Here is a 26815-nt window from a genome sequence, read left to right on the forward strand (position 1 = left end):
AAAATTGCAAATGAATTTATCTACTTATACCAAAGAGTTTACTTATAATTTAAAACTGGCTTATCCTATTATTCTTGGAATGTTAGGACATACTATTGTAGGTATTGTCGATAATATAATGGTTGGAAAAATTGGTCCAGATGAATTGGCTGCAGTTTCTTTAGGAAACAGTTTCGTTTTTATAGCCATGTCACTTGGAATAGGATTTTCAACTGCCATAACCCCTTTGGTTGCAGAAGCAGATGGAAAACATAATATTGAAGATGGAAGAAGTGCTTTTCATCACGGTTTGTATTTGTGTACGATTTTAGGATTTGCTTTATTTACTTTGATTTTCTTTTCAAAACCACTAATTTCATTCATGGGGCAACCAGAACACGTTGTGGAATTAGCTAAACCTTATTTAGATATTGTAGCATTTTCACTAGTTCCTTTAATCATTTTCCAAGCTTACAAACAGTTTGCTGATGGAATGAGTGAAACTAAATATTCAATGTGGGCAACCATATTAGCTAATTTAGTTAATGTTCTTCTGAATTACTTATTGATTTATGGTGTTTGGGTTTTTCCAAAATTAGGAATTCTTGGAGCAGCTATTGGAACTATTGTGTCACGTTTTGTTATGTTAGGTTACATGCATTATGTGATGCATAAAAAAGAAAAATTCCATCCTTTTTTTAAAGGCTTTGATTTAAAGAAAATTAAAAGAGAAGTCAATATGAAAATAATCAGATTGGGAACACCTTCAGCCTTACAAATGTTTTTTGAAATAGGTTTGTTTACTGGAGCCATTTTACTTTCTGGTTATATAGGAACTACAAGTCAAGCGGCTAATCAAATTGCATTGAGTTTGGCTTCATTTACTTTTATGTTTGCCATGGGATTAAGTGTTGCTGCAATGATTAGAGTTGGAAATCAAAAAGGATTGAACGATTATAAGAAGTTGCGAATTGTAGCTTTATCGATGTTTTTATTAGCAACACTTTTATCAATAATTTTTGCCTTATTATTTATTTTGTTTCACAACTCATTACCAGCTTTGTTTGTTGATATGAATAGTTTAGCCGATTTAGCAAAAAATAAAGAAGTAATAGCTATTGCAGGACAATTATTAATGGTAGCAGCGGTTTTTCAAATTTCTGATGGAATACAAGTAGTTGTTTTAGGAGCTTTGCGTGGTTTGCAAGATGTTAAGATTCCAATGTATATGACTTTTATTTCTTATTGGGTAATTGGCTTTCCAATCTCAATATATTTAGGAATTTATACAGATTTAAAAGCAACAGGAATCTGGATAGGACTTTTGGCAGGATTAACGTCAGCAGCAATATTTTTGTATCTTCGCTTTAATTATTTGACAAAGAAATTAATAAATCAACAATTATGATAGCAGCAGCAGTACTAGGAATAATTTTAATACTAATAAGTTTTGCTTTAAAATCTCAAACTTCTCCTTTAAATAAAATTGCAATTCCCCTAAAATATGTAGGTATACTAATTGTATTAATTGGTATTTTATCTTCACTTTTTGTGCAAATAGAAGCAGGAAATGTAGGTGTGAAATCGCTTTTTGGAGAAGTTAAACCAACTATATTGGAAAGTGGTTTGCATATTGTTAATCCACTTATAGATGTTACATCATTTGATATTCAAACACAAAATTATACTATGTCAGCTTTAAATGAAGAAGGAGCTAAATCTGGAGATGATGCAATTAGGGTTTTATCTGCAGACGGATTAGAAGTAATTATAGATTTAACAGTTTTATATAGAGTTTTACCAGCTGACGCACCAGTTATTTACAAAAAACTAGGTGTAAACTATTCAGACAAAATTGTACGACCTGTTACACGAACAAGAATAAGAGACAATGCTGTTTTTTATGATGCTGTCGCTTTATATTCCTCAAAAAGAGAAGAATTTCAAACTCGAATTTATAATTCAATTGAAAAAGATTTTAAAAGTAGAGGCTTAATTTTAGAGCAGTTGTTGATAAGAAATATTAATTTACCTGAATCAGTTAAAACTACAATTGAATCTAAAATTAATGCAGAACAAGAAGCACAAAAAATGACATTCGTTTTGCAAAAAGAAAAGCAAGAAGCAGAACGTAAAAGAGTAGAAGCTCAAGGAATTGCAGATTATCAAAAAATTATTTCTTCTGGACTAACTGATAAACAGCTACAGTATGAGTCTATTAAAGCTCAATTAGAAATAGCAAAATCACAAAATGCCAAAGTGATATTAATGAATGGCAAAACCACACCAATAATACTTTCAGATAAATAAAATTAAAATGGAAAGACCAAAATTTATATTAGGAGACAATACTGATTTTCCGGATGATATCTTTATTGTGCATTTAGATTACCCACGTTTTTTAATAAATTTAAAAGATGACGAAGTAGAGTTTCTAGAGGATATTGAAGAAGAAGATGAACGCGAGTTAGAATCGGAAATGGAACATTTAATCACTTTAGCGGGTGAATTTTACGATAAAGAAATGGAAAATTACGAAGAATAGTTTTTTTTCTAAAAAGATAGAAAGCACATTAATATTAAATATTTTTTTATAATCTTTGTAGTAGATTTAATATATTTAATATGAATTAATTAGACTATATACCATATACAAATATGAAAAAAATAAAATTAATATTAATAATCACTTTTTATTTAAGTGGATTAATAAGTATAAATGCCCAAGAGTTGGCACCAACTGACACTATTGCTAATGTTGTTAATTTAAAAGGTTTTCAAGTAGCTTTGAGAGGTGGATTTGATATTCCAACATTTGATAATAACACTCCTTATATTGACTATAAAGGAGGATTAATGGCTGGAGCTTCTATTGATTATTATTTTAAATGGTATGGTTTAGGAGTTGATTTTGATTATATACAAAACAAACCTTCAAGTAGTTATCGAACTGGAAATTTATATTATAACGGTAACAACGTCACTAATTTTAATTTAACAGAAGATAAAATCACTAGAAACTTTATAGGAATTGGTCCCAGTTTTCAATATCAGCCTACAAAAAAATATAGTGTAGAGTTAAAATTAAGAGCAGGTATAAGTTCAATAGATGGCGGAAAAACAAGTTTAGAAGGGAGTTATGTGAATTCTTCCAATGTACCTTCAACAGAAATATTTAATTATCATAATGGATATTCTCAAACTAATATATTTTCTGCAAAAGGATCATTGCAGTTTAATTATTTTGTAACTGAAAAACTTGGTTTAAGTCTTGGAGGTTATTATTTAAAACATTTTGATTCAGAAGAATCAAAAAACACTTTATTAAATTATACTACTAGCTATAAGCCAATCACACCTGTTTTAGGTACTAATAATGAATATACTAATCAAACATCTAATACACAATTAAGAGAAAATCCATGTAATTGTGATGTTAGCTCTATAGGTATTTTTGTTGGACTTGTTTATAAATTTACTTCAGACCCAAATAAACCTAAGAAAGAAAAAACTAAAAAAGAAAAAGAGAAGGAAATTTATTCGTTGACAGTTACAGCAAGAGACAAATTTACAAAAGACATTCTTCCAGAAACGGAAATAGTCTTAAAAAATAATGATGGGGAAATTTTAAAAACAGGTAAAACTAATAATTTTGGAGTTGTAGTATTTGAAGAAATTGAGCCTGATTCTTATGTTATTGAAGGTTCGTTATACGGTATTAATTTAGAAAATGAAGATGCAAAAAAACGCGAATTCAAAAAGGGAAAAACACTTCAAAAAGAGTTGAGTTATACAGATAAAAACTTTATTCTAAAAGGAAAAACTGTAAGATGTAATACGACAAGTTCTTTAGCTGATGTATCTGTAATATTGAGAAGTTTAGATGCAACTATTCAGAAAAATTCAATTACAAATGAAAATGGTGAATATACTTTTAACCTAAATGAAAAAACTTCATTTACTATTTATGGTAAAAAAGACAGTTATTTTTCACAAACAGAAACTATTAATACAGAAAACTTTGACAGAATGACAACATTATTTGTCAAGTTGGAAATTTGTATGGAACAAGTTGACTGTGGGAAAGCAATTAAACTTAACGACATTCAGTACGACACAGATAAATATGCAGTTAAGAAAGAAGGTAAAGTTGAACTAAACAGACTAGTTCAGTTTTTAAACGATAATCCTGAGATAAAAGTAGAATTATCTTCTCATACCGATTCAAGAGGTCAAAATACATATAACCAAACATTGTCTCAAAACAGAGCAAATTCAGTTGTTGATTATATAGTTTCACAAGGAATAAAAAGAAGTAGGTTAACAGCAAATGGTTATGGTGAATCTCAACTCTTAAATGAATGTGCTGATGGGGTAGATTGTACAGAAGAACAACATCAAGTAAATAGAAGAACAGAAATGAAAGTTATTTGTCCAGATAATAAATAAATTATGAAAAGAATAATAGTATATCCAGTTTTAGCATTAATAGTAGTTCTGTTTTCAATTACTACATCTTGTTCTAGTAATGATTGTGAGTATGTAACAATTATTGATCCTTGTGGTACAACAAATATCTTAAACTTATCAACAGGAATTGACGAATCGGGAAATGTTATTGCTCCCGGAACAGGAGTTATAGATCCGTATTGGAGATTGATTAATAGGCCTTTGTTTAAGCAATCTACGGTTTCCGCAACTGACCAACAGTTAGTAAATACAATTAATGGAAATGCATTTCTAGTTGATAATAATGACTCAAGTAATACTACAAATTGGATAAATCAAGAAAATTCATCACCAATCTGTGCTTTAAATGCAGGAACAACACAATCATTTAACGCTGTAACTGTAAGAGACAATATAGACTATACACCTTATGTCTTTGAAAGATCTTTTTGCGTAAAACAGCCAACTAATTTAATAATTAACTTTACAGCAAGAGGAAATTTACAAGTATACTTTAAGTTGATTAATAATAGCACTAATATAACATATAGCACTAGTCAAAGTGCTACAGCTAATCTAATGTCTTGGAATGAAACTGTTAATGTTCTGCCTGGAAATTATAGTATTAGAGCATATTTAATTTATAAGGGTTCTACATTACCAGCATTTTCATTAGTAGGAAATATTAAAACAACTGATAACTCTTTTGTTCTATCAAATAATAAGAATAACTGTTGCGCAAATAATGTAATAAATTTAATGCTTATAGAAGACAATAGTTGTGATGGTTTTTTTGATTCGAATATCGATAATGTTTTATCTAATAATTTTACAACAGTTTCTCTTTTTGATACTTCTGGAAATTTAATTCTTACTCAACAAATAGAAGGATTTGAAGATGTTTTTTTTGCAGGTTTACCAGACGGAACTTATACAATAAACCTTTCAACTTTACCCTCTGCAGCATCTATTTCTCCTAATAATTTTCAAGTAACTGTTTCAAACAATGAAGTAAAGAATTTTAATATTTTTGTTTGCCCGTAACAATAGATCACTATTCAAAGCCATTTTTTATGGCATAAACGGCTAATCCAACTCTAGTTTTGAGCTCTAGTTTTTCAAAAAGACTATCTCTATAATTTTCTATAGTTCTTGGACTACAAAACATTTTTTCCGATATTTCTCTGTAATTCATTTCGGTTACAGTATATTTTAGGAATTCTTTTTCTCTATCCGATAAAATAATTTTGCTTTCGGCATCGATATTGTCATCACCAATACTTGTAAATACTTTACTAGCTGCCCATTCAGGAAAATGATGTCCGTTTGAAACTAGTTTTAATAAAGCATTTTCTAATTCTGTAGGATGCACATTTTTAAGCATATAACCTTTTGTGCCATTTTTTATCATTTTGATTAAGCTTTGTTCGTCATCTTGCATACTTAAAGCCATAATCAATATATTTGGATGATTTTCTTTAAGCCATTTTGCACTCTCAAACCCATTCATAATAGGCATACTTATATCTAATAAAATGATATCTGGAATTGTATTGGTTTCAAATTTGTCTTGCAAATCTTTACCATTTTCACAAACATAAAGCACTTCAAAAGATTGAAAGTTTGAAATTATGCTGCTTAATGCATTTGCAATTAATACATGATCATCAACGATTACAATAGATTTTTTCATTTTAAATTGGTATTTGTATCATAAGATTTGTTCCAAAATTAATTTTACTTTCTAAATCAAAAGTTCCATTTAAAATTTCGGTTCTTTTTTTCATATTACTTAATCCTATTCCTTTTGATTCAATAGTATTAATATTAAAACCAACTCCATCATCTTGTAATTCTAATTGAATAGAATTTTCAGATTTCTTAAGAGAAATGTTGATGATTTTGCATTTAGAATGCTTAATACTGTTTTGTAAAAACTCTTGTGTAATTCTGAATAAGATGCTTTTTATTTGATAAGAGTCTACAATTATTTTTAACTCATATTTAAAAATTACTTCACATTTTTTTAAATCATTTATTCTTACACATTCATTTTCTATAAGGTCAATAATTGAATTGTCTTCAATAGCATCATCAGTTAATGACTTAGATAATTGTCTTAATTCTACTAATGATTGATTAATAATACCGCCAATATTTTCAATGTTCTCATTAATGTGGGGAGCTTTGTTTTCAAAGGCCAATTGTTGTGCATAAATGCTAGCTAAAGTTAATTTTTGACCAATGTTATCATGAATTTCTCTTCCAATATGTTGCATCGTTTGAGTTTGAATTTCAAGTTGGTTGGATAACAACTCTTTTTGATGATTTTCTTCTTGATTTAAAAGCATAGCATTGTGTTCTTTCTTCTTTAATTTATATTGCTTAATGAATAATATGATGCCTATTAAGAATAAAATAAAAAACAAGTTAAATATTATTATTGTAATAATTATTTCGGTTTTCCCCATATAAATGATGCTGCAAATAATAAATACATAATACAATTTGATACTAAGAAATAAATATAATAAATATTCCAGATATCTACTTCGTTAGCTATTAAATTGTATAAGCCAAAGAAAGGCAATGTTCCTACATAAAATAACATGACTCCAATATTGATATAAAACATTTTGTTTTTTGAAAACTCTAAAATGTCATCATTTTTGATTTGTTTTCTAAATTCTACAAACACCAATAGCATCAATAATAAAGTTCCAATTACATAGTTGAAAGAATATACAACTTTTAATTTGCTAAAATATAACTCAATAGGTATAAATGACATTGTATACAAAATAATACAACTCCAAAATAGTTTTTTCTTACCTAGTGATTTTAATGCATATAGCCAATAAAAAAAAACAAATTGGATTGGGATAAGAATATAAGCATAAAAGAATTGTTTTTTAATATTAAAGAAAAAAACTAAATCATCTATAAAGTTATCACTAAATGCAATTACAAATAGGTAAAAGGTAAACCATATCCAATAAGTTTTTTTTGTTTTAGAATAAAATGCAAGAGCAATTATGGAAGCAATTATTTCTATCCATAAAAGGATACATGTTAATTCTGGCTGATATTTCATAATTTATTATGGATAAAAACCTTCAACTATTGGATCACCTGGTGGTATTAGATTTCCATGATTCTGCGCTCCAGTAGAAGAAGATGTAGTAGCAGTAGCTTTATTAGTTCCAAGTAATCCAAATGTAGTACTCGTTAAATTAGTGTCTAAATAATTCTTTTTACCTTTTAATCCTTCACTATAAGTATCTGCATCTAATGGATTAAAATCTACATTACCATCTGCTGTATTTATAGTAGGAATCATAACTAAAGTATGCAAATTTCCATAATTTGATTTTAATGGATCTGACATAAAATCTTTTAAATCAGAAAATTTGCTCATTTCATCTTTTTTAGGATAACTAGCATAATAAATTCTAACTCCTAACTTATTTGATGAAGTAGGAACAGCATTTTTTCTTGCTTTATTTTCTAATTGATAGATAAATTTTTTCAATGTTTCTAAGTCGAACCAAATGGAATGGGCGTCATCTGTCATTTCAGATTTAATATATCTTAATTGATTGTCTTTATATCCATCAACCATTTTGTGGATTAAATTCACATTTAATTGATTCATGTCTTCATTACTATAATCCATACAAATATCTTCTTTTGAAATCGGTATTGTAGGTACAACTTCTCTTGGAGGATATTTATAAACGTATGTTGCAAAAGCAATAATTACTCCTAATAATAGCAATCCTAAAATTTTGTTTTTCATATTGTTAAGTTTTTATAATGATGAAAGTTACATTTTTATTTCAATACAAAGAAAAAAAGAAAATGTTTTGCCACTAAAAACTAAGAACCTTTTATCAATACGTTAATCAACCCTAAATATTAGGTTAAAGTATTCTAATAGTTAAGTTGTATGCTCATTCATTGTTTCTCAATATGTTACGATTTTTGTAAGGTCAAATATAAAAATAATCTAATTATATAGGTAACAAATTATTTTTTCAATTGATATAGACTAAAATAACAATATTTAAAAACATTAAAATTATGAAAACAATTAAAAATTATTTTACAGGAACAATGGCAAAGGTTATGTTACTCTTATGTTTAACACTTTCTTTTATAAGTTGTAATGAAGATGAGTTTGAAGTTATTAATGGAATTGAACCAATTCCAACTCCTCAAGCTTTAAAGAATTTATTTGAAGCAAAAACAGCTTCATTAACGAATGTGATTACTTTTGATGCATCAACTACATTAAATTACACTTCACCTAAAGGCGTGAATTTGAGTATTATAGGTAGTTGTTTACGAAAAAATGGAAGCCCAGTTACTGGTGAAGTAAAAGTAACCTATGTTGAAATTTTTGATAAAGGAAATATGTTAACTTCTAATAAACCAACTTTAGCTAATGTAGGAGCTAATAAAGAGTTATTAGAATCTGGAGGAGAGTTTTATATACAAGCCACTCAGGATAACATAAAATTGACACTTACTTGTCCTATTTCTTTGGATATTCCAACATCATTAACTGGTGGAACAAAAACTGGAATGGAACCTTTTTCTGGCACAATTAATTCTGAAGGAGAATTGTCTTGGGATCAAGCAATAACTTATGAAATACTAACAGTTGCACAAGCTACAACTCCTATATATGCAGCTATTATTCCGTCTTTCGGATGGTTTAATTGCGATAAATTTTATTCTACACCTGGTCCAAAAACAACAATTACAGCAAATGTACCAGCGGGTTATGGAGCAAATTCTGCTGTTTTCTTAGCAGTTAAAACTTTTCCAAATTCATTAGGAAAATCTTATGGACAATTTCCAGTTGGATTGGATTGTTACTTAATTTTTGTTACAGAAAAAGATGGAATGTTTAGATATGCTATAAAACAACAAATCTTGACAGAAAATCAGCAAGTGTTTTTCGCTCTATCGGAAACAACTATTGGAACTGCAGATGAATTCACTACAGCAATAAATGCATTGCCTTAATACTTTACTTATAACTTTAAAATCATATAAAATGAAAAACTTAAAATATATTATATTAGTATTTTTTGCAATGTGTAATTATACTAATGCACAAACAACACCAATTTCCGACTCTGGTTTTCAATGGTCAGTTAGAGCTGGATATGATATGCCATCTTTTAAAAACAACACACCTTATATTGATTATAAAGCTGGGCCAGAATTTGGCACTTCTTTAGATTATTATTGGAGTTGGTTTGGAATTGGGTTTGATTTTGACTATATCAATAATGGTACTAAAAGTACTTATCCAACAGCTAATCTATTTTCATCAAGCGGAGTTCCATTAACGTCTTTTACAATTCAAGAAGATAAAATTACAAGAATGTTTTATGGAATAGGCCCCAATTATAGATACCTATCACCTAGTAAAAAATTCCAAACGGAATTTAATACACGTATAGGACTTTCTACTATAAAAGGAGGAAAAGTAGCAGTATATGAAACTACTACAGTTCCTAACCAACTACTGAACTTTCATGCAGGATATGATTTAAAAAGTTCATTAGCAGCCAAAGCTCAATTAAGATTTACTTATATGTTTAGTCAAGCATTTGGAGTACATGCAGGAGCATATTATATTAAACATTTTGATGGAACAGAATTGCTTGATTCAACAACAGGTATTTCCACAGGATATCAAAAATTCACAAATAGTACAGCGACAAATAATTTTAATTCTTTAAATGGAACTTTTGAAAAAAGATCTGAGCCATGTAATTGTGATGTTTCTTCAATAGGAGTTTTTGCTGGGGTAACATTAAAATTAAATAGTAAGCCTAAAGAAGAAGAATGTTGTACAACTTGTCCAATTTATGCATTAGCAGTAACTGCAAGAGATAAATTTACTAATGAATTATTAGCAAATACTGATATTGCTGTTAAAAATTTAAATGGAGAAGTTATTAAAACAGGAACAACTAATAGTTTTGGTGTAGTAGTTTTTAATGATATGCTACCAAATGACTATGTAATTGAAGGTGAATTATATGACGTAAATATGGAAGGTTCGACAACTTCTATTGGTGAGTTTAAGCCTAAAGAAACTTTGCAAAAAGAGATAATTTATGGAGATAGAAACTTCATTATTACAGGAAGGGCTTTTGAATGTAATACAACAACTCCAATTTCGGGTATAAACGTTGTTTTAGAGAATAAAGATCTGGCAGTTAAAAAATCTACCATGACAGATGTACAAGGAAATTTTGTACTACAATTGCCAGCAACAGGGACTTATCAATTATATGGACGAAAAGACAATTATTTCTCTCAAATTGAAACAGTAAATGGTAGTGATTACAATAGAGATAAAAACTTATTCGTAAAACTAGAAATGTGTGCTGAAAAAGTAGATTGTGGTAAAGGTTTAGGTCTTAAAAATATTTTATTTGATTTAGATAAATATGAAATAAAAGGTTCTGCCAAAATAGAACTTAATAGATTAGTTCGTTTTATGCTTGATAATCCTAGTGTAAAAGTTGAGGTTGGTTCACATACAGATTGCCGCTCTAGTCATGCTTATAATGAAACATTATCACAAAACAGAGCAAATGCTTCAGTTGATTATGTTGTTTCTCAAGGAATTGATAGAAGTAGAATAACAGGTAAAGGTTATGGAGAAACAAGATTATTAAACAGATGTGCTGATGGAGTGGATTGTTCAGAAGCTGAACATGCAATAAACAGAAGAACAGAGATGAAAGTAATTTGTCCAGAGTAATTTTTAAACAATTAAACGAAATAAAATGAAAAATTTATATAGTAAATATCCAGTAATAAAATCAATTATATTGGTTTTAATACTAATAGTTTTTGTGTCTTGTAATGACGAAACTTGTGATTATGATGTGCCTTGTATAGAAAATGCACCAGAAGGATTTATGGTTACAACAAAAGCAAGTATGACTTCAAGTAATATCGTAGGAACAATTTTTGAGACCACAAACAACTCTTTTGCTCCATTGGGTGCAAATTGGAATGATACAGGATTAGGTGCTGGACAAGTGCAAAATATTCAGCCAAATTTTTGGGATGTCACAAGAATTGGACAAGTATTTGGTATAGCCATTAAAGGTTCGGATAAAATATTTTTAAGTGCTACAGATGTTTATAACTTAGATTCACCATGGTTTCCTTCTACTTTTGGAACAGCTGGAAGAAGTGGTATTTATATTACAGATATCAATACACCAAATACAACAAACAATTTTGTAGGTACTTTAGTTTCTTCTAATGCAAATACAGTTGGAACTGCTTTTATTCCAAATTCAGGAACTGGTTCGGGAAATAGTATTGGAAATATTGCTTATGATAAAGTAAATGATCAATTATTTGCAACTAATTTAGAAGATGGCAGAATCTATAGAATTGATGCAACAACTGGAAATGTAAAAAGTATTTTTGATCCTTTTGTGCTTGATAGTGGATTAGCGGGAATTGCTCCTGTAGGTGAACAATTATGGGGAATTGGTGTTTTTACATCAAATGGTAAAACAACAGTTTATTTTGCTCGTTCGAATACTAATAAAGAGATTTGGTCAATTGATTTAAATGCTAGTGGCGAATTTGTGGCGAATGAAATAGGTATAACAAAACTATTTGATGACTCTTCTTCAAGTTCAAAATTAGAAATTGCTATTATTCCAGGTACACAAACTAAAATTACTGATGTTGCTTTTTCATGTAAAGGTAGAATGTTAATTGCAGAAAGAGGAGCTGCTCACGGTTCACAAATGTTTGAATATGTTAGACCTAGTACTACATGGGTAGCAGGAAATAGTTTTTATGTAGGAGGATTTAGCGGTCAAAATTCTGCTGGTGGAGTTGACTATGGTTCTAGAGAAAAAAGTGGAGCATTTATAAGTAATGATATTGTTTGGGCTTCTGGAAATTATATGCAGACGTCAACTTCGTCATTGGTTTATGGAGTTCAAGGAATGAGTAGTTCTGGAAATAGTGCCACAGTTAGTAATAATTCAAATACTGATATTTACATTGATTTAGATAATAGCACAAATGAAAAAGGAGGTTTAGGAGATGTAGAAATATTTGATTCTAATTGCCCTTGTAATAATTAAAAAAATAATAATTTGTTAAGTTAGTTATGTTTGAATACCTCAATAAGCTTCATACACTTATTGGGGTATTTTTTTAAGGAATATAAATTTTATGTTTAATTGCGTAAAGCACTAAACCTATTCTATTTTTTACATTAAGTTTTACAAATAGGTTGTCTCTGTAGCCATCTATTGTTTTGGGACTTAGGTTCATTTTATCAGCAACTTCTTTATAAGTTAATTCAGTGCAGATAAGCTTTAAAAATTCAATTTCATTTTCTTTTAAAGTTGCTTCTTCCTGATTTTTTCCAGTAACAGAATTCATAAGTGCATCTGTTACGATATTTGAATGATAAACTCCAGTTTCAATTATTCTTAATAAGGCTATTTCTAAAGTTTGTTTGTCAACATCTTTTAGTAAATAACCTTTCGCACCAGCACGAACCATTTTTAGAATCGTATTTTCGTCTTCCTCAACAGTTAAGGCTAAAACAGCTACTTCAGGATGGTTTTTGGTTATCCACTCAGTGGTTTCAATACCATTCATAATTGGCATGTTTATGTCCATCAGAACGATTTCAGGAATATTGTTTTTTGATTTAAATTGTTCTACTAATTCAGCCCCATTTTTACATAAATAACTGACTTTAAATGATTCAAATTTATCAACTATACCAGCAATGGCTTGTGATAATAATGTGTGATCTTCAACAAGAACTATAGAGTGTTTTTTCATTTTTTAAATAAATCGATGGGTAATTGTTAATAATGTTCCTTTATTTTTTTCTGATTCTAATGAAATTTCAGCATTAATCAAAGCGCCTCTTTTCTTCATATTATTTAAACCAATTCCACTTGTTGAATTTTGAGAAGCATCAAAGCCAATTCCGTTATCTTTTACTATAATTAGTAATTCATAATTAGTAAATTTCATTATCACATTTAAGATAGAAGCTCTTGAATGCTTAATAGTATTAGAAAAAAACTCTTGAAGAATTCTAAAAATAATGATTTCTGTTTTTGCATCTAAATCTTGATATTCACCTTCAATAACTAAATCTGATTTTATATAATTTAAACGATTAAACCTATCAATTTCTAATTGAATGGCTTGATTTAGTTTGATGTTAGCGATAAAATCGGGGTTAATTACTTTAGATAATGCTCTAACTTCATTTAAAATTACAGTTAAATTATCATTTACATCTTTAATATTTTCAGGGTTGTCTGAAACACTTTGAAGTTGAATTTTGGCTAAAGTCAATAATTGACCAATATTATCATGAAGTTCCCAGCTTATATTTCTTAAAGTTTGTTCGCGTATTTCAACTTGAGATTCAGCAATTTCTTTTTCAAATTGTTGTTGTGACTCTACTTGTTTGGATAATAATACATTTTTCTTTTTTTGAAAAATAACAAATAGAAAAACCATTATAACACATACGCTAAATAAAATTATAATGGCTAAAAATAATTCCGCTGTTCCTTGCTGCTCCATATAAAACCTGAAATTATTATTAAATTATAAATAAACACCAATAAAAAATTCACAATATAAATATAGGGAATTGTGGGGGAATTTTTATAATAATTTCTAATTACATTAAAAGGAATATTTGGGAGATACATTAATAATAACCCAATACTTATCCAAAATACCATCATTTTATTAATATGAATGATTTTATCCGAGTTTAATATTTCATTTAAAAATATTAGTATAGATGTTATTATTAAAGCTGCACCGATTACATAAGTGTTTGAAAAATAATCCATAAAAAAATCATCAATAAATAATATGTTTATAAGATAACTTATGTAATAACAGGCTAATAATATTGAAATTATTTTTTTATTTTTTAAGCTTTTTACAGCGTTTTTAAACAAAAGTAGATAGAAACTAAAAGAAACAATTTGAAATATATTATAAAAAAAATAGTTGTATTTATTTATATTTAGGCTATAGTATTTAGCTGTAAAATCATTTAATACAATATACCAAAGCAGAAATAAAAAGTACTTTAAGTACGTGTCTTTATACTTATAATAATACATTGACCCTGCAATCGCTGTAACTATTTGAAAATAAGTAAAAAAATCTCTTAAATCTGCTAAAGGTATATTCTTAATGTCCATAAGATATATTAATTAGGTGGTGGAGTTATTTGAAACTCATTCAATATTAAACTTGTTTTAACAGACTCTTTAATTGTGTCTTTTTTAATTGTAGATCTAGAATCATGTTTACACAACAGTTTATCTATTGCTTTAAATTTACCTATTAATTTATTCTGACCTGAAGGTTCTATATAAAAAGGAATATTTTTTAAATTCGGGTATTCTCTTCCCCATTCATTAGGTTCAACTTCCATCGTTGGTGCAAAAAAGAAGGTTTCTCTTTTTCTATATTTCTGTGTTTTACCTCCATTTTTTAGGGTGTCTGGATAAGCAGCAAAATAAACTCTTATGCCAGATATTTTTTTCTTATTTAATTGCTCAACTTCATCCAAAAAGGCAATATATTTTTTTAAGGAATCTAACTCTATAAATGCAAATAAGGTTGGATCGTATTCATTAGCTGGTGTTGAATTATTTTCTTTAATTAGAACAGCAATTGAATCTTGATAAAAATTCTTCATTTCAACAGCTTGTTCAATTGAAATTATTTGTGATGGAGTTTTATCATTATTATCTTCTTCACTCTTTGGATTACATGAATTTAACAAAAAGAGGATTGAAAAAAGTAAAATGGTTATACTAGTTCTAATTTTGATCATAGTAATTTATTGTTTTACAAAGTTAATTTAATGATTTCTATGTGGTATAGGAAAAACACCTTTTTTTACAGGGTGTTTATTTTATAATTTAAAGGTTTTTTTCCTGATTTTTTTTATTTTCAAACTTTCATATTTGTAGTATATATTTTTAAGTAAATCATATATAGTTTGTTAAGTTTGTTTTTGGACAGAAAACCTCGATGATATACTTCATTGGGGTTTTTGCTTTTATAAGACAAAATACTTCTCCAACAAACTCTTAGCCGCTGCAAAAGGAGATATCTCATTGTTTTGAACTGCTTTTTTATTTTCTTCAAGTAGTTTTTTTATTTCTGGATGATTATAGAAGTTACTTTTTAATTGTTCGTTAATCGTTTCCATCATCCAAAATTGATTTTGACTTTGTCTTTTCTTTTCAAAAAAATGATTCTCTTTTACTAAATTAAAATACTCAAAAATGATTTTCCAAACATTATCAATACCAATTTTTTCAAAAGAACTACAAGTCGTTACTTTTGGAATCCAACCGCTACTTTTTGCAGGAAATAAATGTAAAGCTCTATTGAATTCAGATTTAGCCAATTTAGCTTTAGAAATATTATCGCCATCAGCTTTATTGATTACAATTGTATCAGCCATTTCCATAATTCCACGCTTAATTCCTTGTAATTCATCACCAGCACCAGCAATTTTTAAAAGTAAAAAGAAATCAACCATGCTGTGCACAGCGGTTTCACTTTGGCCAACACCAACCGTTTCAATTAATATAGTATCAAAACCACATGCTTCACATAATATTATGCTTTCTCGTGTTTTTCGGGCTACACCACCTAGACTATCGCCAGATGCACTTGGTCTAATAAAAGCATTTTCGTCTTTGACTAATTCTTCCATTCGAGTTTTATCACCTAAAATACTTCCGTGACTTATGGAACTACTTGGATCAACAGCCAAAACAGCAACTTTTTTACCAATAGAAGTCAAATAAGTACCAAAAGCTTCAATAAACGTACTTTTTCCAACACCAGGAACACCTGTAATTCCAATCCGAACAGATTTATTTGCAAAAGGCAAACAACCATTTATGACTTCATTTGCTCGTTCTAAATGTTCTGGATTTGTACTTTCAACTAAAGTAATTGCTCTACTTAAAGCGATTTTGTCACCTTTTTTAATAGCTTCTATCAATTCATTGGCAGACGGAATAACTTTTCGTTTCAATTGAATTCTTTTAGCCACAACATTGCTTAACGAATCCGGTTGATTGACTCCGTTAACTTCTGATAATGCCGATTTTTTAGGTTGATTTTCCAAAAATATTCTCTTTGTGTAAATGTACAATTTTTTTGAAAAAAAAGAACTTTCCATTTCATAATCAAATAATGCTTTTACCTTTGTATTTCATAAAAATCAAATGGATAATATTCTTCTAATTTTCATCTGTTTATTAATAGGTGTTACCTTTCAATATGTCAAGGCTTTGCCTAAGAATATGCATGTTGTTTTAAATCAGTTTGTTATTTATGTTTCTTTGCCTGGATTAGCACTTTATTATATCCCTAAAATTGAAATTTCGACAGCTTTATTATTTCCATTAGGAGTTGCTTGGTTGAGTTTTGGACTTTCATTTTTGTTTTTTTATACTTTAGGAAAATATTTAGGTTGGTCTAAAAAACTGACAGGTTGTTTAATTTTAACTGCAGGATTAGGAAATACATCGTTTGTTGGGTTTCCAGTTGTTGAGGCTTTGTATGGTTCTAAAGGAATTGAAACGGCAATCGTAATAGATCAGCCAGGAACATTTGTAGTGATGGCAACTTTCGGAATTATAGTTGCTACATTATTTTCGAGAGAAACATTAAATGTAAATGGAATTGTAAAGAAAATAATATTATTCCCACCATTTTTAGCTTTTGCAGTAGCTTTATTATTGAATATTTTTAAAGTAGATTTCCCTGTTGATTTTCAATCGGTTTTTCAAAGAATTGGAAGCACAGTAACTCCCATAGCATTAATTGCCGTTGGATTACAATTGAAGATTGAAAGAAAAAGCAAACATTGGGGTTTTCTGGGTTTAGGTTTATTATTTAAATTAATGATCACACCGTTATTTTTCTTTATTTTGTATAAGAAAATATTTGGTGCTTCAGGATTGATGATTGATGTTTCAATAGTAGAATCTGCAATGGCTCCAATGATTACAGGAGCAATTTTAGCTTCAACTTATGGATTAAAACCAAAGTTAAGTAGTATGATGGTTGGAATTGGAATTCCGTTATCATTCATAACGTTAGCTTTTTGGTACTGGATTTTATTAAATTTTTAAAACAAGAACAATGGAATTAAAGAAAAATATATACGATTTATTAAAAAATATTGTTGGTGAATCTTACATCTTTACGGATGAAGAAACGAGAAATCATTATGGTCATGATGAAACGGAAGACTATATTTTTCCTCCAAGTGTAGTTTTGAAACCTGCAAACGCTTTTGAGATTTCTGAAATTCTTAAAGTAGCCAATCAATTTTATATTCCGGTTACACCAATTGGAGCAAGAACAGGTTTAAGTGGTGGAGCTTTATGTGTTCAAAAAGGAATTGGCCTTTCTATGGAACGATTAAATAAAATCATTGAAATTGATGAAAAAAATCTTCAAGTTACGGTTGAACCAGCAGTAATTACTCAGGTTTTAAGAGAAGCAGTTTTAGAAAAAAACCTTTCTTATCCAGTTGATCCAAGCAGTCAAGGAAGTTGTTGGATTGGTGGTAATGTAGCGGAAAATTCAGGTGGAGCAAGAGCATTGAAATATGGAGTTACTAAAGATTACGTTTTAAATTTAGAAGTTGTTTTACCTAACGGAGAAATTATTTGGACTGGAGCAAACACACTAAAAAACTCAACTGGTTACAACTTAACACAATTAATGGTTGGAAGCGAAGGAACATTAGGAGTAATCACGAAAATAGTATTAAAGTTGATTCCAGCAAACAAACATAATGTTTTGTTGTTAGTTCCTTTTTATAATTCTACAGAAGCTTGTGAAGCCGTTTCAGCAATTTTTAGAGCTGGAATTGTGCCAAGTGCTTTAGAATTTATGGAGCGTGATGCTTTAGAATGGACGATGAAATATGTTGACGGAGTAAGTGTCGAAATTAAAGAAAATATTCAAGCTCATTTATTGATTGAAGTTGACGGAAATTATCCTGAAATTTTGATGTTAGAAGCTGAAAAAATCCTAGAAGTTGTAGAAAATTATAAAATTGATGAGGTTTTATTTGCAGATTCAGAAGAGCAAAAAAATGCTTTATGGAAAATGCGTAGAGCTGTTGGTGAAGCCGTTAAATCAAATTCTATTTATAAAGAAGAAGATACTGTTGTTCCAAGATATGAATTACCAGTTTTATTAAACGGAATAAAAGCAATAGGCATGAAATATGGTTTTAAATCGGTTTGTTATGGTCATGCTGGTGATGGAAATTTACATGTAAACATTATAAAAGGAGATTTATCTGATGATAAATGGAATAAAGAAATCCCAAAAGGAATTAGAGAAATTTTTGAATTAACCGTTGCCTTAAAAGGAACGCTTTCTGGAGAACACGGAATTGGTTATGTACAAAAAAACTATATGGATATTGCCTTTTCAAAAACACATCTAGAACTTATGGAAAGTATTAAACGCGTTTTTGATGCAAATCACATTTTAAATCCTGGGAAAATTTTTCCTGATGAAGAAGTTTAATGGATTAAATCATAGTATTCAAATATTCTCTCAAAACTTGAAGTTCTTTATCTTCTTCCTCAATAGTAATTGAATAATCTTTTATAATAGAATGTGATAATTTTTCAGCATCAGAAATTTTGGTGTTTCTCATCTGAATTTTCTTTGTTAATCGTGCCATGTAAAGTAAAATTAATCCCATAATAAAAACTAAAACAGCCATAAACTGAAATTTGTTCTTAGCATTACTTTTAATAGAATCGCCAATAGATTTATCTAAATTTTGAATTAATAGAGTAGATTTAGATTTATTGGAATTAGAAGCAATTTCGTTTATTTTAACCTGTAAAGCTGAACCTGTTTCTAAGGCAAAGTTGTCTTTGTAATCCTGAATGATTTCATTTTTTACAGCTTCATCTTTAACTAAAATTTGTGGAAAAAAGAAAAATAAAATTGAACCTAAAATAAGAATAATTCCTAATGCTAGCGTTACAAAACGTTTAGTTGCTAAATAAGCACTGCCAAACCAACGACCAATTTTGGAACTTGATAAATCTTCATCTAAAGTAGTTAAAAGTTTCATGCGGTCTTTTAATACAATTTGACGATTCGATTTTTCTTCAATGAATTTCTGTAGTTCTATTTTTGTCATGATTTCTGTTGGATTTACATCAAATATAAAAAAATCCCCAACCACTTATTCGTAATTGAGGATTTTTATTTTACTGAACACTATTTATTAAAAACTAAATACTAGCTTTTTTGTTCTTTATTAAAGTAAACTAAGTAATAATACATTTGTTTTTCTTCGTCCCAACCTTTTTCAACAAATTTTTGAGCTGAATCAGAATTTACGAAGTCTAACTTAATTTGAACATTTGTATCTAAATGAATGGTGTTTTTTAATTTCTTACGAACATCAGTCACAGCTGCGTTAGCAATTGGAAAATCAGTTACGTCTTCTATACTATATTTTTCACCTTTATCTACTTTGTAATTTTTAAATTCTGGAATAAATTCTGGGTTTTCCATAACTTCATTTAAGAATGCAGATTCTTCGAAAGCATCATTTTTGGCAAAGTGATTGATGGCTCTATTCATGAATAAAACCTCTTGCTGTTTGTCCTCTGCTGGCAAAACTACATCTTTAGCAAAATCTTGACAGAATTTCAAATATTTCTTAGTCATGAAATTTTCATCCTGAAAAGCATCAACAGATAAGAAATGTTCTAACCAATAACGAGCATCATATCTGTTGCTATCAATGGTTAATATTTTATAACCTTCTTCTTTTTTATAATTGAAAATCAAACAACCTTTATCTAATTTATTTAAATTGATTCCTTGTTGTAAAATCATTTCCAAACTACTTCCGTTTTCTTCAAATTGTAAAAAATCGGTTTGAATTTCACTTTTGAAAACTCCAATTGCATCCACTACATTGTTATCAATTGAAACATTAGAAAGATAAGCTATATAAACTTCACCATTCTTAATATGTGGATGATTTGATTGCTCAAATAAGTGAGAAGTTATTTTTTTTGAAATGTTATGTACTTCACTTTGATTATTGAAAATCTCAGTGGCTAAATTGTACATGTCATTATATTCTAAATCTACATCATGTGCAAATTGAAAGTAATTTTCTTCTTTTTCACGAAAAGGTTTAAAGAAATATTCCTTTAATAAAGGCATAATTTCATCGTTTAACTTGTATGGGTTTTCAGATAAAAAGATGGCTTCGTTACGGCTTTTATTTCCAACTCTATGAATGGAAAGATTGTCTATATGAGCGTTGAAAAGGTTTATCATTTGTTTAAAAAGTATATCTGTTGTCTGTTATCTGTTGTCTGAAATCTAAAATTTTAATTCCAATTTTCTTCAAAACCAAAATCTTCAAAGCTATCATCACCTTCGAACATGTCTAAATCATCTTCGTCATAATCCTCTTGATCTAAACCACCTTCAGCTTCAAATAATTTATCGTCAGCTTCTAAAGGCACTTCACCTTGTGAAAATAATAAGGCTGGATAAACCAATCCTTCTTGTTTTTCAACTTCAATTACGGCTAATTCAACGTAGAAAGTCCACATGTTTAGAAAATCATAAACGTAAATAATTTTTGTGTGATGTTTGTCTAAATTATCTTCAAGGATAAACTCATTCATAGGTCGAACGTCATCAGAATCATCACCTGTGTCAAATAAAGGAATTTCAAATTCTTGATTCCATTCATCATCACACATATAAAAGGAAGCCATTTCGGTTCCATCAAAGCCAAAAGCGTTAACAATTGCGTTGTGTAAATCTTCTAAAGTGTTTGTTTTTTCTATTGCAATATCTCTAAAAATATCCTCTTTAGTGTCTAATATAGCTCTAAATTTGTAAATCATTTGTTTGAAATTTTATGAATGGCAAAAGTAAGTATTATTTAAGAAACTACTTTTGTCAAATGTACTTTTGTTAATAAGATTTTCTAAAATATTGAGGCTTCAGTGATTGTAGTTAATCGCTCTAAAGTTTCTAAACCATAAACCGAATTTCCTTTTTTATTCAGTTTTGGACTCCAAACGGCAACGGTATAATTGTTTGGAAAAACAGCAGCAACGCCTCCACCAACACCACTTTTTCCGGGTAAGCCTACTTTAAAAGTAAACTCTCCAGCTTGATCATAAAAACCACACATTTGCATCAAGGCATTCATTCTTTTGCATTGACTTGAAGTAAGTAAACGCTCGTTATTATATGGATTTATTCCATTATTTGAAAAGACTTGAAAGCTTTTAGCTAATTCTTCACAACTCATAGCTAAAGCACATTGATGGTAATAAAAATCTAAAACATCTTCTGGATTGTTTTTAATATTTCCATAAGATTTGATGTAATTTACCAAAGCCGCATTTCTAAAACCAGTTTCTTTTTCAGAATTTACAACCTCTAAATTATAATTTATTGACTTTGAATTCGCCAATGTTCTTACAAAATCTAAAAAATACGTTTTTGGATCTTCAAAATGTTCTAACATTAAATCAGCAATAACTAAAGCACCAGCATTTATAAAAGGATTTCTTGGAATTCCGTTTTCATATTCTAACTGAACTAAGGAATTAAATGCATTTCCAGAAGGTTCAAAATTGACTCTTTTCCATAAATCATTACCAATTTCAGAAAAAATTAAAGCTGTTGTAAAAACTTTTGTGATACTTTGAATCGAAAAATTTTCAGTTGCATTTCCTACATTATAAATGTTTTGTTGGTTATCAATTAATGAAATTCCGAATTTAGAAGCATCAACTTTAGCTAATTCAGGAATATATTCAGCAATAGAACCATTGTTCTCTAATTGAATGACTTCGTTATATATGTCGTTTAGTATTTTTTGGTAATCCATGAGTAATATTTTGGTAAAAATACTAATCAATAGTTTACAATTGGGAAAAACGGACTTTTATTTAGCGTTCTTGGTTAAAAGGTAAATCCAATTTTAATTCCGCCCCATTTTGCTGAATTTCCAGAGTCAAATTCTCTTGTTATGGCAGAACGTGAATATTCAAAATACAAAGTTCTTGTTTTTAAAACTAATCCATAATTGTGTTGAGCTGTAAAACGTTCCATTGAAGAATTAGAAATAGTGTAAGGACTTTTTCTGTTAAACAAACCACCTTGAAGTGTTGCATCATAGCCAATTACATTAATTACTGGTTGTGTGTAAAAATACAATTGAAATCCATTTTTATCCTCATTTGATGTGAAAGGTGAATTTATAATTCCGATTGTAGCACTTAAACCTAATGAAGCATTAGTAAAAAGTGTTCCGACTTTCAAATTTGCATCAGATTGTATAGAAAGTAAGTTCTTGAAACGATAGAGTTGTTTTTCTAAACCGACTTCATAATTAAGAACAATGTCGTTTTTAATTTGGTTTTTCCATCCTTGCGGAATTGTGTTTCCAGTTGCTTCATGAATCGCGACTTGCATTTCTTTTCCAAATGCACCTGGACCAATTATTCCTAAATTAAAGGAAGAATAACCTCTATATTTCTTTTCAATATTGGTCGAAATCACAAAACTTTTTAGCATAATTGCTGCAGCGAAAGGTCTATCACCATATTGAATTTCTGGACTTTTATAAGAATTTGGAGTAAAACCAATATGTTCGATAGATAATCCGAATTTGTTTTCAGTATTCTCAGGAATATAGAATAATCCATTCACAGGATTCTTTCCAAGAAATGGGGAAACTAATTCAAAATTATATCCTTGTGTGTAATTTTTATCAGAAGAAGTAAAGTAATCATTATCGTAGTTAAACCTAAAATAAGTATCACTTTTAATATCTCTAAAAGAAGCCATATTATTTATCTTTTGTGAAAATATATAATTTGGCATTATGAATAGTAACAGAATTTGTAGTGTGGTTTTTCTCATACTTTCATTTACGATAATAACAAGATTTCAGTTTTAAAAAGTTAGAAATTACAATTCATCCAAAAAAATTAACAGTTCAGAATATGTTAATTTTAATTGGTTTGATTTTACTACAATTTTGCTTCATCAAACTAACTAATATTAAAAAGATGAAAACTATTTTAACTTTATTAATCACATTAATTACTCTTTTAAGTTACTCTCAAACCACTTTGAAGGGAAAAGTCATTGATGAGCAAAAGAATCCAATTATAGCAGCTAATGTGTTTTTAAAAGGAACTTATGATGGAACAATTACAGATGAAAACGGAGAATTTTCATTTAAAACTACTTCCTCTGGAAATCAAATTTTACAAATCAGTTTTATTTCTTTTGAAACTCTCATAGTGAAAATTGAAGTTGAGAACTATCAACCTAAAACATTCAACTTAAAGGACGATTTGAATACGTTAGACGCCGTTGTAGTTTCAGCAGGAACATTTAAAGCTGGAGATAATAGTAAGGTTACGGCTTTAAAGCCTTTAGATATTGTCACAACAGCTGGTTCTGTAGGAAATATAATAGGAGCATTAGAAACCTTACCAGGAACACAAACTGTTGGAGAAAGTGGTCGTTTGTTTGTTCGTGGCGGAGAATCAAATGAAACGCAAACTTATGTAGATGGAATTAGAGTAGCACAACCTTATGGCGCAACAGCAAATAATGTGCCAACACGAGGACGATTTTCTCCGTTTTTGTTTGATGGAATTACATTTTCAACGGGTGGTTATAGTGCTGAATATGGTGATGCCCTTTCAAGTGTGCTTTTATTGAATACTATTGATGAACCTCTACAAGATCAAACCGATATTTCAATAATGACAGTTGGTGCTGGTTTGGGAAAAACAAAGAAATGGGAAAAGAGTTCGATAACTTTTAACACGAGTTACATAAATTTAGCTCCTTATCAAGCGATAATTCCTCAAAATTTAGATTGGAATAAACCTGTTGAAGTATTTTCAGGAGAAAGTATTTTTAGAACTAAAATTAAAAAAGGATTGTTAAAAGTATATGCAGCTTTTGATAAAACTAATTTCGATATCAATCAAAAAGACATCAATTTTGAAGATAAAATTCGAGTTGATATGACTAATAGTAACTTTTATTTAAATTCTTCTTTTGCGGGTTATATTGCTGAAAACACAAAGTTACAAACAGGATTAAGTTATGGTTACAGTCAAAACAAAATCGATATTGCTAATGATAAAGTTGATAATAACGAGAGAAGTTTACATTACAAATTAAAGTTCACACAGTTTTTGACCAATAGAATAAAACTGAATTTTGGAGGAGATTATTTTCATACCAATTTTGATGAATCTTTTAAAGAAAATCAAGCCAATAGTTTTCTTTCCGGATATGATAATAATTTAGGAGCTTTGTTTGCTGAAACCGAAATCTTCTTTTCTAAAAAACTGGCTATGAATGTTGGATTAAGAGGTTCAAATGCTTCTATTGTAAATGACTTTGTAGTTGAACCAAGAATTTCAATGGCTTATAAAATTGCTGAAAACAACCAAGTTTCTTTAGCTTATGGAACTTTTAACCAAACACCAAATCAAAGTTATTTGAAATATACTTCTAATTTGAATTACGAAAACACATCACATTATATTCTGAATTATATGTACAATAAAGAAGGCAAAATGTTCAGAGCTGAAGGGTATTACAAAGATTATAATGATTTGGTAAAATACAATACTTCATCAGCAGAATTTAATAGCAATTACAACAACAATGGTTACGGTTTTGCAAAAGGAATTGATCTATTTTGGAGAGATAATAGATCCATTAAAAATTTAGAGTATTGGATTTCGTATTCGTTTATTGATTCAAAAAGAGATTATAAAAATTATGAAACTAACGTAACCCCAAGTTTTATTGCAAAACATAATTTTTCATTAGTCACAAAATATTGGGTTGAAAAATTAAAATCACAAATCAGTGGAACATATTCATACAATTCAGGAAGACCTTTTGACAATCCAAATAGTTCAGAATTCATGAATGGAAAAACTCAATCTTACAATAATTTAAGTTTTAGCTGGGCTTATCTTTTATCACAACAAAAAATACTATTCCTTTCAGTTTCAAATGCCATAGGAACAAATAATGTTTTTGGATATAATTATGCCAATTCACCAGATTTAAACGGACAATTTCAACGTCAAGCTATTACACAACCCGCCAATAGATTTATTTTTGTTGGTTTCTTTTGGACAATTAGTGATAATAAAAAGACTAATAATTTAGACAATTTATAAGATTGAAATTAAGGGTAACAATTTAAAGTTTAATTACTGTGCTCATTAAATTTAAGGCTTTATGCGTCATTTTTGGTGTGCTAGACGTCAAATTTGGGGTTGTTTACGTCATATTTGGCCTTGTATATTGTCATATTTGGAGTTCTAAACGTCAAATTTGGGATTGTTTACGTCAAATTTGGGGTTATATAACGCCAATTTTGGGGTTCTAAACGTAATTTTTGGGGTTTTTGAAGCTTATTTAAATATTCAAACCTAATAAATATTTTTTGATATACTATAAACTACAATTCATCATAGATAATCAACAGTTCAGTAATAACATTTTTAAAACCTGAATTTTATAAGGCAACTTTGTACTATCAAAAAAGAAATACTAACTTTAAATTTTAATATCATGACAAAAATTATCACATTTATCGCAGTTTTAGTTTGTGGATTCGTTTCAGCACAAACAAATTATGAAACAGGCATGGCAAAAGGAATGCAACTTTGGTCAGAAGGAAAAAACACAGAAGCTTCAGCTACATTTGAACGCATTGCTTCTGCAGAATCGAAAGAATGGCTACCAAACTATTATGTAGCACTTATTAATGCTTTAGCCTCTTTTCAAACACAAGACAAAGAAGAGCTTAAATCATTGTTAAATAAAGCTCAAAATGCTTTAGATATTGAATTAAAGAAAGATAGTCAAAATGCTGAATTGTTAGTGGTTCAAGGATTAATCTACTCAGGTTGGATTGTTTCTGACCCAATGACAAACGGAATGAAATATTCAGGAATGGCAAATGGAGTTTATGCTAAAGCAGAAAAATTAGCATCAGAAAACCCAAGAGTAATGTTTTTGAAAGCCGAATTTGAAATGGGTTCAGCCAGATATTTTGGACAAGATACAACGCCAATGTGCGAACAAATTGCAAAATCGATACCTTTGTTTGAGAATTTTAAGCCAGCAACACCTTTTCATCCAAATTGGGGTTTAGATAGAGCTAAAGAAGTTTCGGCAGAATGTAAATAATATTAAAAAA

General features: G+C 29.0%; 25 protein-coding genes. 12 read left to right on the plus strand and 13 right to left on the minus strand.

The window, feature by feature from the left end:
- The first annotated feature begins 10 nt into the window (after positions 1-10).
- The 5 genes from G507_RS0114220 to G507_RS0114240 all read left to right on the plus strand — a co-directional run bounded on the left by G507_RS0114220 (position 11) and on the right by G507_RS0114240 (position 5472).
- Positions 11-1387 (plus strand): MATE family efflux transporter, encoded by a 1377-nt coding sequence (locus tag G507_RS0114220; protein ID WP_026718115.1) that lies wholly within the window; start codon positions 11-13, stop codon positions 1385-1387.
- Positions 1384-2289 (plus strand): prohibitin family protein, encoded by a 906-nt coding sequence (locus G507_RS0114225; RefSeq protein ID WP_026718116.1) that lies wholly within the window; start codon positions 1384-1386, stop codon positions 2287-2289. Before G507_RS0114220 ends, G507_RS0114225 begins: the two co-directional genes overlap by 4 nt.
- A gap of 7 nt (positions 2290-2296) precedes the next feature.
- A complete protein-coding gene (locus G507_RS0114230) occupies positions 2297-2524 on the plus strand; it encodes a hypothetical protein (RefSeq protein WP_026718117.1) in 228 nt (75 codons plus the stop codon).
- 113 nt (positions 2525-2637) lie between these two features.
- Positions 2638-4428 (plus strand): OmpA family protein, encoded by a 1791-nt coding sequence (locus G507_RS17040; RefSeq protein ID WP_051191723.1) that lies wholly within the window; start codon positions 2638-2640, stop codon positions 4426-4428.
- A 3-nt stretch (positions 4429-4431) separates the two neighbouring features.
- The gene (locus G507_RS0114240) at positions 4432-5472 is read left to right on the plus strand and encodes a hypothetical protein (RefSeq protein WP_026718118.1); all 1041 of its coding nucleotides are present in this window, start codon (positions 4432-4434) and stop codon (positions 5470-5472) included.
- A gap of 10 nt (positions 5473-5482) precedes the next feature.
- Here the strand turns inward: G507_RS0114240 and G507_RS0114245 are convergent, their stop codons facing one another.
- From G507_RS0114245 to G507_RS0114260, 4 genes are read right to left on the minus strand one after another with little or no spacing between them, the layout of a single operon-like run.
- Positions 5483-6121 carry a response regulator transcription factor gene (locus G507_RS0114245; protein ID WP_026718119.1) on the minus strand — a complete coding sequence of 213 codons (639 nt, stop codon included), beginning with the start codon at positions 6119-6121 and terminating at the stop codon, positions 5483-5485.
- A 1-nt stretch (position 6122) separates the two neighbouring features.
- A complete protein-coding gene (locus G507_RS0114250) occupies positions 6123-6899 on the minus strand; it encodes a sensor histidine kinase (protein ID WP_026718120.1) in 777 nt (258 codons plus the stop codon).
- Positions 6881-7522: a hypothetical protein gene (locus G507_RS0114255; RefSeq protein ID WP_026718121.1), complete on the minus strand. Its 642-nt coding sequence runs from the start codon at positions 7520-7522 to the stop codon at positions 6881-6883. The genes G507_RS0114250 and G507_RS0114255 overlap by 19 nt, the downstream gene beginning before the upstream one ends.
- A 6-nt stretch (positions 7523-7528) precedes the next feature.
- Positions 7529-8227: a hypothetical protein gene (locus G507_RS0114260; RefSeq protein ID WP_026718122.1), complete on the minus strand. Its 699-nt coding sequence runs from the start codon at positions 8225-8227 to the stop codon at positions 7529-7531.
- A gap of 284 nt (positions 8228-8511) precedes the next feature.
- Between G507_RS0114260 and G507_RS0114265 the strand changes: the two genes are divergently transcribed.
- From G507_RS0114265 to G507_RS0114275, 3 genes are read left to right on the plus strand one after another with little or no spacing between them, the layout of a single operon-like run.
- Positions 8512-9462 carry a hypothetical protein gene (locus tag G507_RS0114265; RefSeq protein WP_051191725.1) on the plus strand — a complete coding sequence of 317 codons (951 nt, stop codon included), beginning with the start codon at positions 8512-8514 and terminating at the stop codon, positions 9460-9462.
- A gap of 31 nt (positions 9463-9493) precedes the next feature.
- Complete coding sequence (locus G507_RS0114270; protein ID WP_026718124.1) at positions 9494-11221, plus strand: OmpA family protein; 1728 nt, start codon at positions 9494-9496, stop codon at positions 11219-11221.
- Between the two features lie 25 nt (positions 11222-11246).
- Positions 11247-12578: a hypothetical protein gene (locus G507_RS0114275; protein WP_026718125.1), complete on the plus strand. Its 1332-nt coding sequence runs from the start codon at positions 11247-11249 to the stop codon at positions 12576-12578.
- A gap of 73 nt (positions 12579-12651) precedes the next feature.
- Here the strand turns inward: G507_RS0114275 and G507_RS0114280 are convergent, their stop codons facing one another.
- From G507_RS0114280 to meaB, 4 genes are all read right to left on the minus strand, one after another.
- Positions 12652-13293: a response regulator gene (locus G507_RS0114280; protein ID WP_026718126.1), complete on the minus strand. Its 642-nt coding sequence runs from the start codon at positions 13291-13293 to the stop codon at positions 12652-12654.
- Between the two features lie 3 nt (positions 13294-13296).
- Positions 13297-14055 carry a sensor histidine kinase gene (locus G507_RS0114285; RefSeq protein WP_026718127.1) on the minus strand — a complete coding sequence of 253 codons (759 nt, stop codon included), beginning with the start codon at positions 14053-14055 and terminating at the stop codon, positions 13297-13299.
- Between the two features lie 646 nt (positions 14056-14701).
- The gene (locus G507_RS0114295) at positions 14702-15334 is read right to left on the minus strand and encodes a hypothetical protein (protein WP_026718129.1); all 633 of its coding nucleotides are present in this window, start codon (positions 15332-15334) and stop codon (positions 14702-14704) included.
- Positions 15335-15562: 228 nt separating this feature from the next.
- Positions 15563-16648, minus strand: coding sequence for a methylmalonyl Co-A mutase-associated GTPase MeaB (gene meaB, locus G507_RS0114300; RefSeq protein WP_026718130.1), 1086 nt, complete (start codon positions 16646-16648; stop codon positions 15563-15565).
- Between the two features lie 100 nt (positions 16649-16748).
- Here meaB and G507_RS0114305 point away from each other — a divergent pair, with 100 nt between their 5' ends.
- Together G507_RS0114305 and G507_RS0114310 are read left to right on the plus strand one after the other, a co-directional pair.
- Positions 16749-17660, plus strand: a complete 912-nt coding sequence (locus tag G507_RS0114305; RefSeq protein ID WP_026718131.1) for an AEC family transporter — start codon at positions 16749-16751, stop codon at positions 17658-17660.
- Positions 17661-17670: 10 nt separating this feature from the next.
- On the plus strand, positions 17671-19077 hold the full coding sequence (locus G507_RS0114310; protein WP_026718132.1) for an FAD-binding oxidoreductase: 1407 nt from the start codon (positions 17671-17673) through the stop codon (positions 19075-19077).
- A 4-nt stretch (positions 19078-19081) separates the two neighbouring features.
- On the opposite strand, the gene G507_RS0114315 is transcribed toward G507_RS0114310, so the two are convergent.
- The 5 genes from G507_RS0114315 to G507_RS0114335 form a co-directional block, all read right to left on the minus strand.
- On the minus strand, positions 19082-19708 hold the full coding sequence (locus G507_RS0114315; RefSeq protein ID WP_026718133.1) for a hypothetical protein: 627 nt from the start codon (positions 19706-19708) through the stop codon (positions 19082-19084).
- A 101-nt stretch (positions 19709-19809) separates the two neighbouring features.
- On the minus strand, positions 19810-20868 hold the full coding sequence (locus G507_RS0114320) for a nucleoid-associated protein (protein WP_026718134.1): 1059 nt from the start codon (positions 20866-20868) through the stop codon (positions 19810-19812).
- Between the two features lie 53 nt (positions 20869-20921).
- The gene (locus tag G507_RS0114325) at positions 20922-21449 is read right to left on the minus strand and encodes an IS1096 element passenger TnpR family protein (RefSeq protein WP_026718135.1); all 528 of its coding nucleotides are present in this window, start codon (positions 21447-21449) and stop codon (positions 20922-20924) included.
- A gap of 83 nt (positions 21450-21532) precedes the next feature.
- Positions 21533-22447, minus strand: a complete 915-nt coding sequence (locus tag G507_RS0114330; RefSeq protein ID WP_026718136.1) for a glutaminase — start codon at positions 22445-22447, stop codon at positions 21533-21535.
- Positions 22448-22521: 74 nt separating this feature from the next.
- The gene (locus tag G507_RS0114335) at positions 22522-23484 is read right to left on the minus strand and encodes a lipid A deacylase LpxR family protein (RefSeq protein WP_026718137.1); all 963 of its coding nucleotides are present in this window, start codon (positions 23482-23484) and stop codon (positions 22522-22524) included.
- A 149-nt stretch (positions 23485-23633) separates the two neighbouring features.
- Between G507_RS0114335 and G507_RS0114340 the strand changes: the two genes are divergently transcribed.
- Positions 23634-25787 carry a TonB-dependent receptor gene (locus G507_RS0114340; protein ID WP_026718138.1) on the plus strand — a complete coding sequence of 718 codons (2154 nt, stop codon included), beginning with the start codon at positions 23634-23636 and terminating at the stop codon, positions 25785-25787.
- 397 nt (positions 25788-26184) lie between these two features.
- Entirely contained in the window at positions 26185-26805 is a 621-nt protein-coding gene (locus G507_RS0114345) for a hypothetical protein (protein ID WP_026718139.1), read from the plus strand.
- The last annotated feature ends 10 nt before the right edge of the window (positions 26806-26815 follow it).

This window comes from Flavobacterium gelidilacus DSM 15343, from assembly GCF_000422685.1.
Taxonomy (GTDB): domain Bacteria; phylum Bacteroidota; class Bacteroidia; order Flavobacteriales; family Flavobacteriaceae; genus Flavobacterium; species Flavobacterium gelidilacus.

What these genes read in the sequence shown, in the direction of transcription:
- G507_RS0114285 (WP_026718127.1), bottom strand. Translation starts at nt 14,055, where the DNA reads ATGGAGCAGCAAGGAACAGCGGAATTATTTTTAGCCATTATAATTTTA.
- G507_RS0114255 (WP_026718121.1), bottom strand. Translation starts at nt 7,522, where the DNA reads ATGAAATATCAGCCAGAATTAACATGTATCCTTTTATGGATAGAAATA.
- G507_RS0114250 (WP_026718120.1), bottom strand. Translation starts at nt 6,899, where the DNA reads ATGGGGAAAACCGAAATAATTATTACAATAATAATATTTAACTTGTTT.
- G507_RS0114270 (WP_026718124.1), top strand. Translation starts at nt 9,494, where the DNA reads ATGAAAAACTTAAAATATATTATATTAGTATTTTTTGCAATGTGTAAT.
- G507_RS0114245 (WP_026718119.1), bottom strand. Translation starts at nt 6,121, where the DNA reads ATGAAAAAATCTATTGTAATCGTTGATGATCATGTATTAATTGCAAAT.
- G507_RS0114225 (WP_026718116.1), top strand. Translation starts at nt 1,384, where the DNA reads ATGATAGCAGCAGCAGTACTAGGAATAATTTTAATACTAATAAGTTTT.
- G507_RS0114335 (WP_026718137.1), bottom strand. Translation starts at nt 23,484, where the DNA reads ATGAGAAAAACCACACTACAAATTCTGTTACTATTCATAATGCCAAAT.
- G507_RS0114325 (WP_026718135.1), bottom strand. Translation starts at nt 21,449, where the DNA reads ATGATTTACAAATTTAGAGCTATATTAGACACTAAAGAGGATATTTTT.
- G507_RS0114310 (WP_026718132.1), top strand. Translation starts at nt 17,671, where the DNA reads ATGGAATTAAAGAAAAATATATACGATTTATTAAAAAATATTGTTGGT.
- G507_RS0114275 (WP_026718125.1), top strand. Translation starts at nt 11,247, where the DNA reads ATGAAAAATTTATATAGTAAATATCCAGTAATAAAATCAATTATATTG.
- G507_RS0114230 (WP_026718117.1), top strand. Translation starts at nt 2,297, where the DNA reads ATGGAAAGACCAAAATTTATATTAGGAGACAATACTGATTTTCCGGAT.
- G507_RS0114320 (WP_026718134.1), bottom strand. Translation starts at nt 20,868, where the DNA reads ATGATAAACCTTTTCAACGCTCATATAGACAATCTTTCCATTCATAGA.
- G507_RS0114340 (WP_026718138.1), top strand. Translation starts at nt 23,634, where the DNA reads ATGAAAACTATTTTAACTTTATTAATCACATTAATTACTCTTTTAAGT.
- G507_RS0114220 (WP_026718115.1), top strand. Translation starts at nt 11, where the DNA reads ATGAATTTATCTACTTATACCAAAGAGTTTACTTATAATTTAAAACTG.
- G507_RS0114330 (WP_026718136.1), bottom strand. Translation starts at nt 22,447, where the DNA reads ATGGATTACCAAAAAATACTAAACGACATATATAACGAAGTCATTCAA.
- G507_RS17040 (WP_051191723.1), top strand. Translation starts at nt 2,638, where the DNA reads ATGAAAAAAATAAAATTAATATTAATAATCACTTTTTATTTAAGTGGA.
- G507_RS0114295 (WP_026718129.1), bottom strand. Translation starts at nt 15,334, where the DNA reads ATGATCAAAATTAGAACTAGTATAACCATTTTACTTTTTTCAATCCTC.
- G507_RS0114315 (WP_026718133.1), bottom strand. Translation starts at nt 19,708, where the DNA reads ATGACAAAAATAGAACTACAGAAATTCATTGAAGAAAAATCGAATCGT.
- G507_RS0114305 (WP_026718131.1), top strand. Translation starts at nt 16,749, where the DNA reads ATGGATAATATTCTTCTAATTTTCATCTGTTTATTAATAGGTGTTACC.
- G507_RS0114280 (WP_026718126.1), bottom strand. Translation starts at nt 13,293, where the DNA reads ATGAAAAAACACTCTATAGTTCTTGTTGAAGATCACACATTATTATCA.
- G507_RS0114265 (WP_051191725.1), top strand. Translation starts at nt 8,512, where the DNA reads ATGAAAACAATTAAAAATTATTTTACAGGAACAATGGCAAAGGTTATG.
- G507_RS0114240 (WP_026718118.1), top strand. Translation starts at nt 4,432, where the DNA reads ATGAAAAGAATAATAGTATATCCAGTTTTAGCATTAATAGTAGTTCTG.
- G507_RS0114260 (WP_026718122.1), bottom strand. Translation starts at nt 8,227, where the DNA reads ATGAAAAACAAAATTTTAGGATTGCTATTATTAGGAGTAATTATTGCT.
- G507_RS0114345 (WP_026718139.1), top strand. Translation starts at nt 26,185, where the DNA reads ATGACAAAAATTATCACATTTATCGCAGTTTTAGTTTGTGGATTCGTT.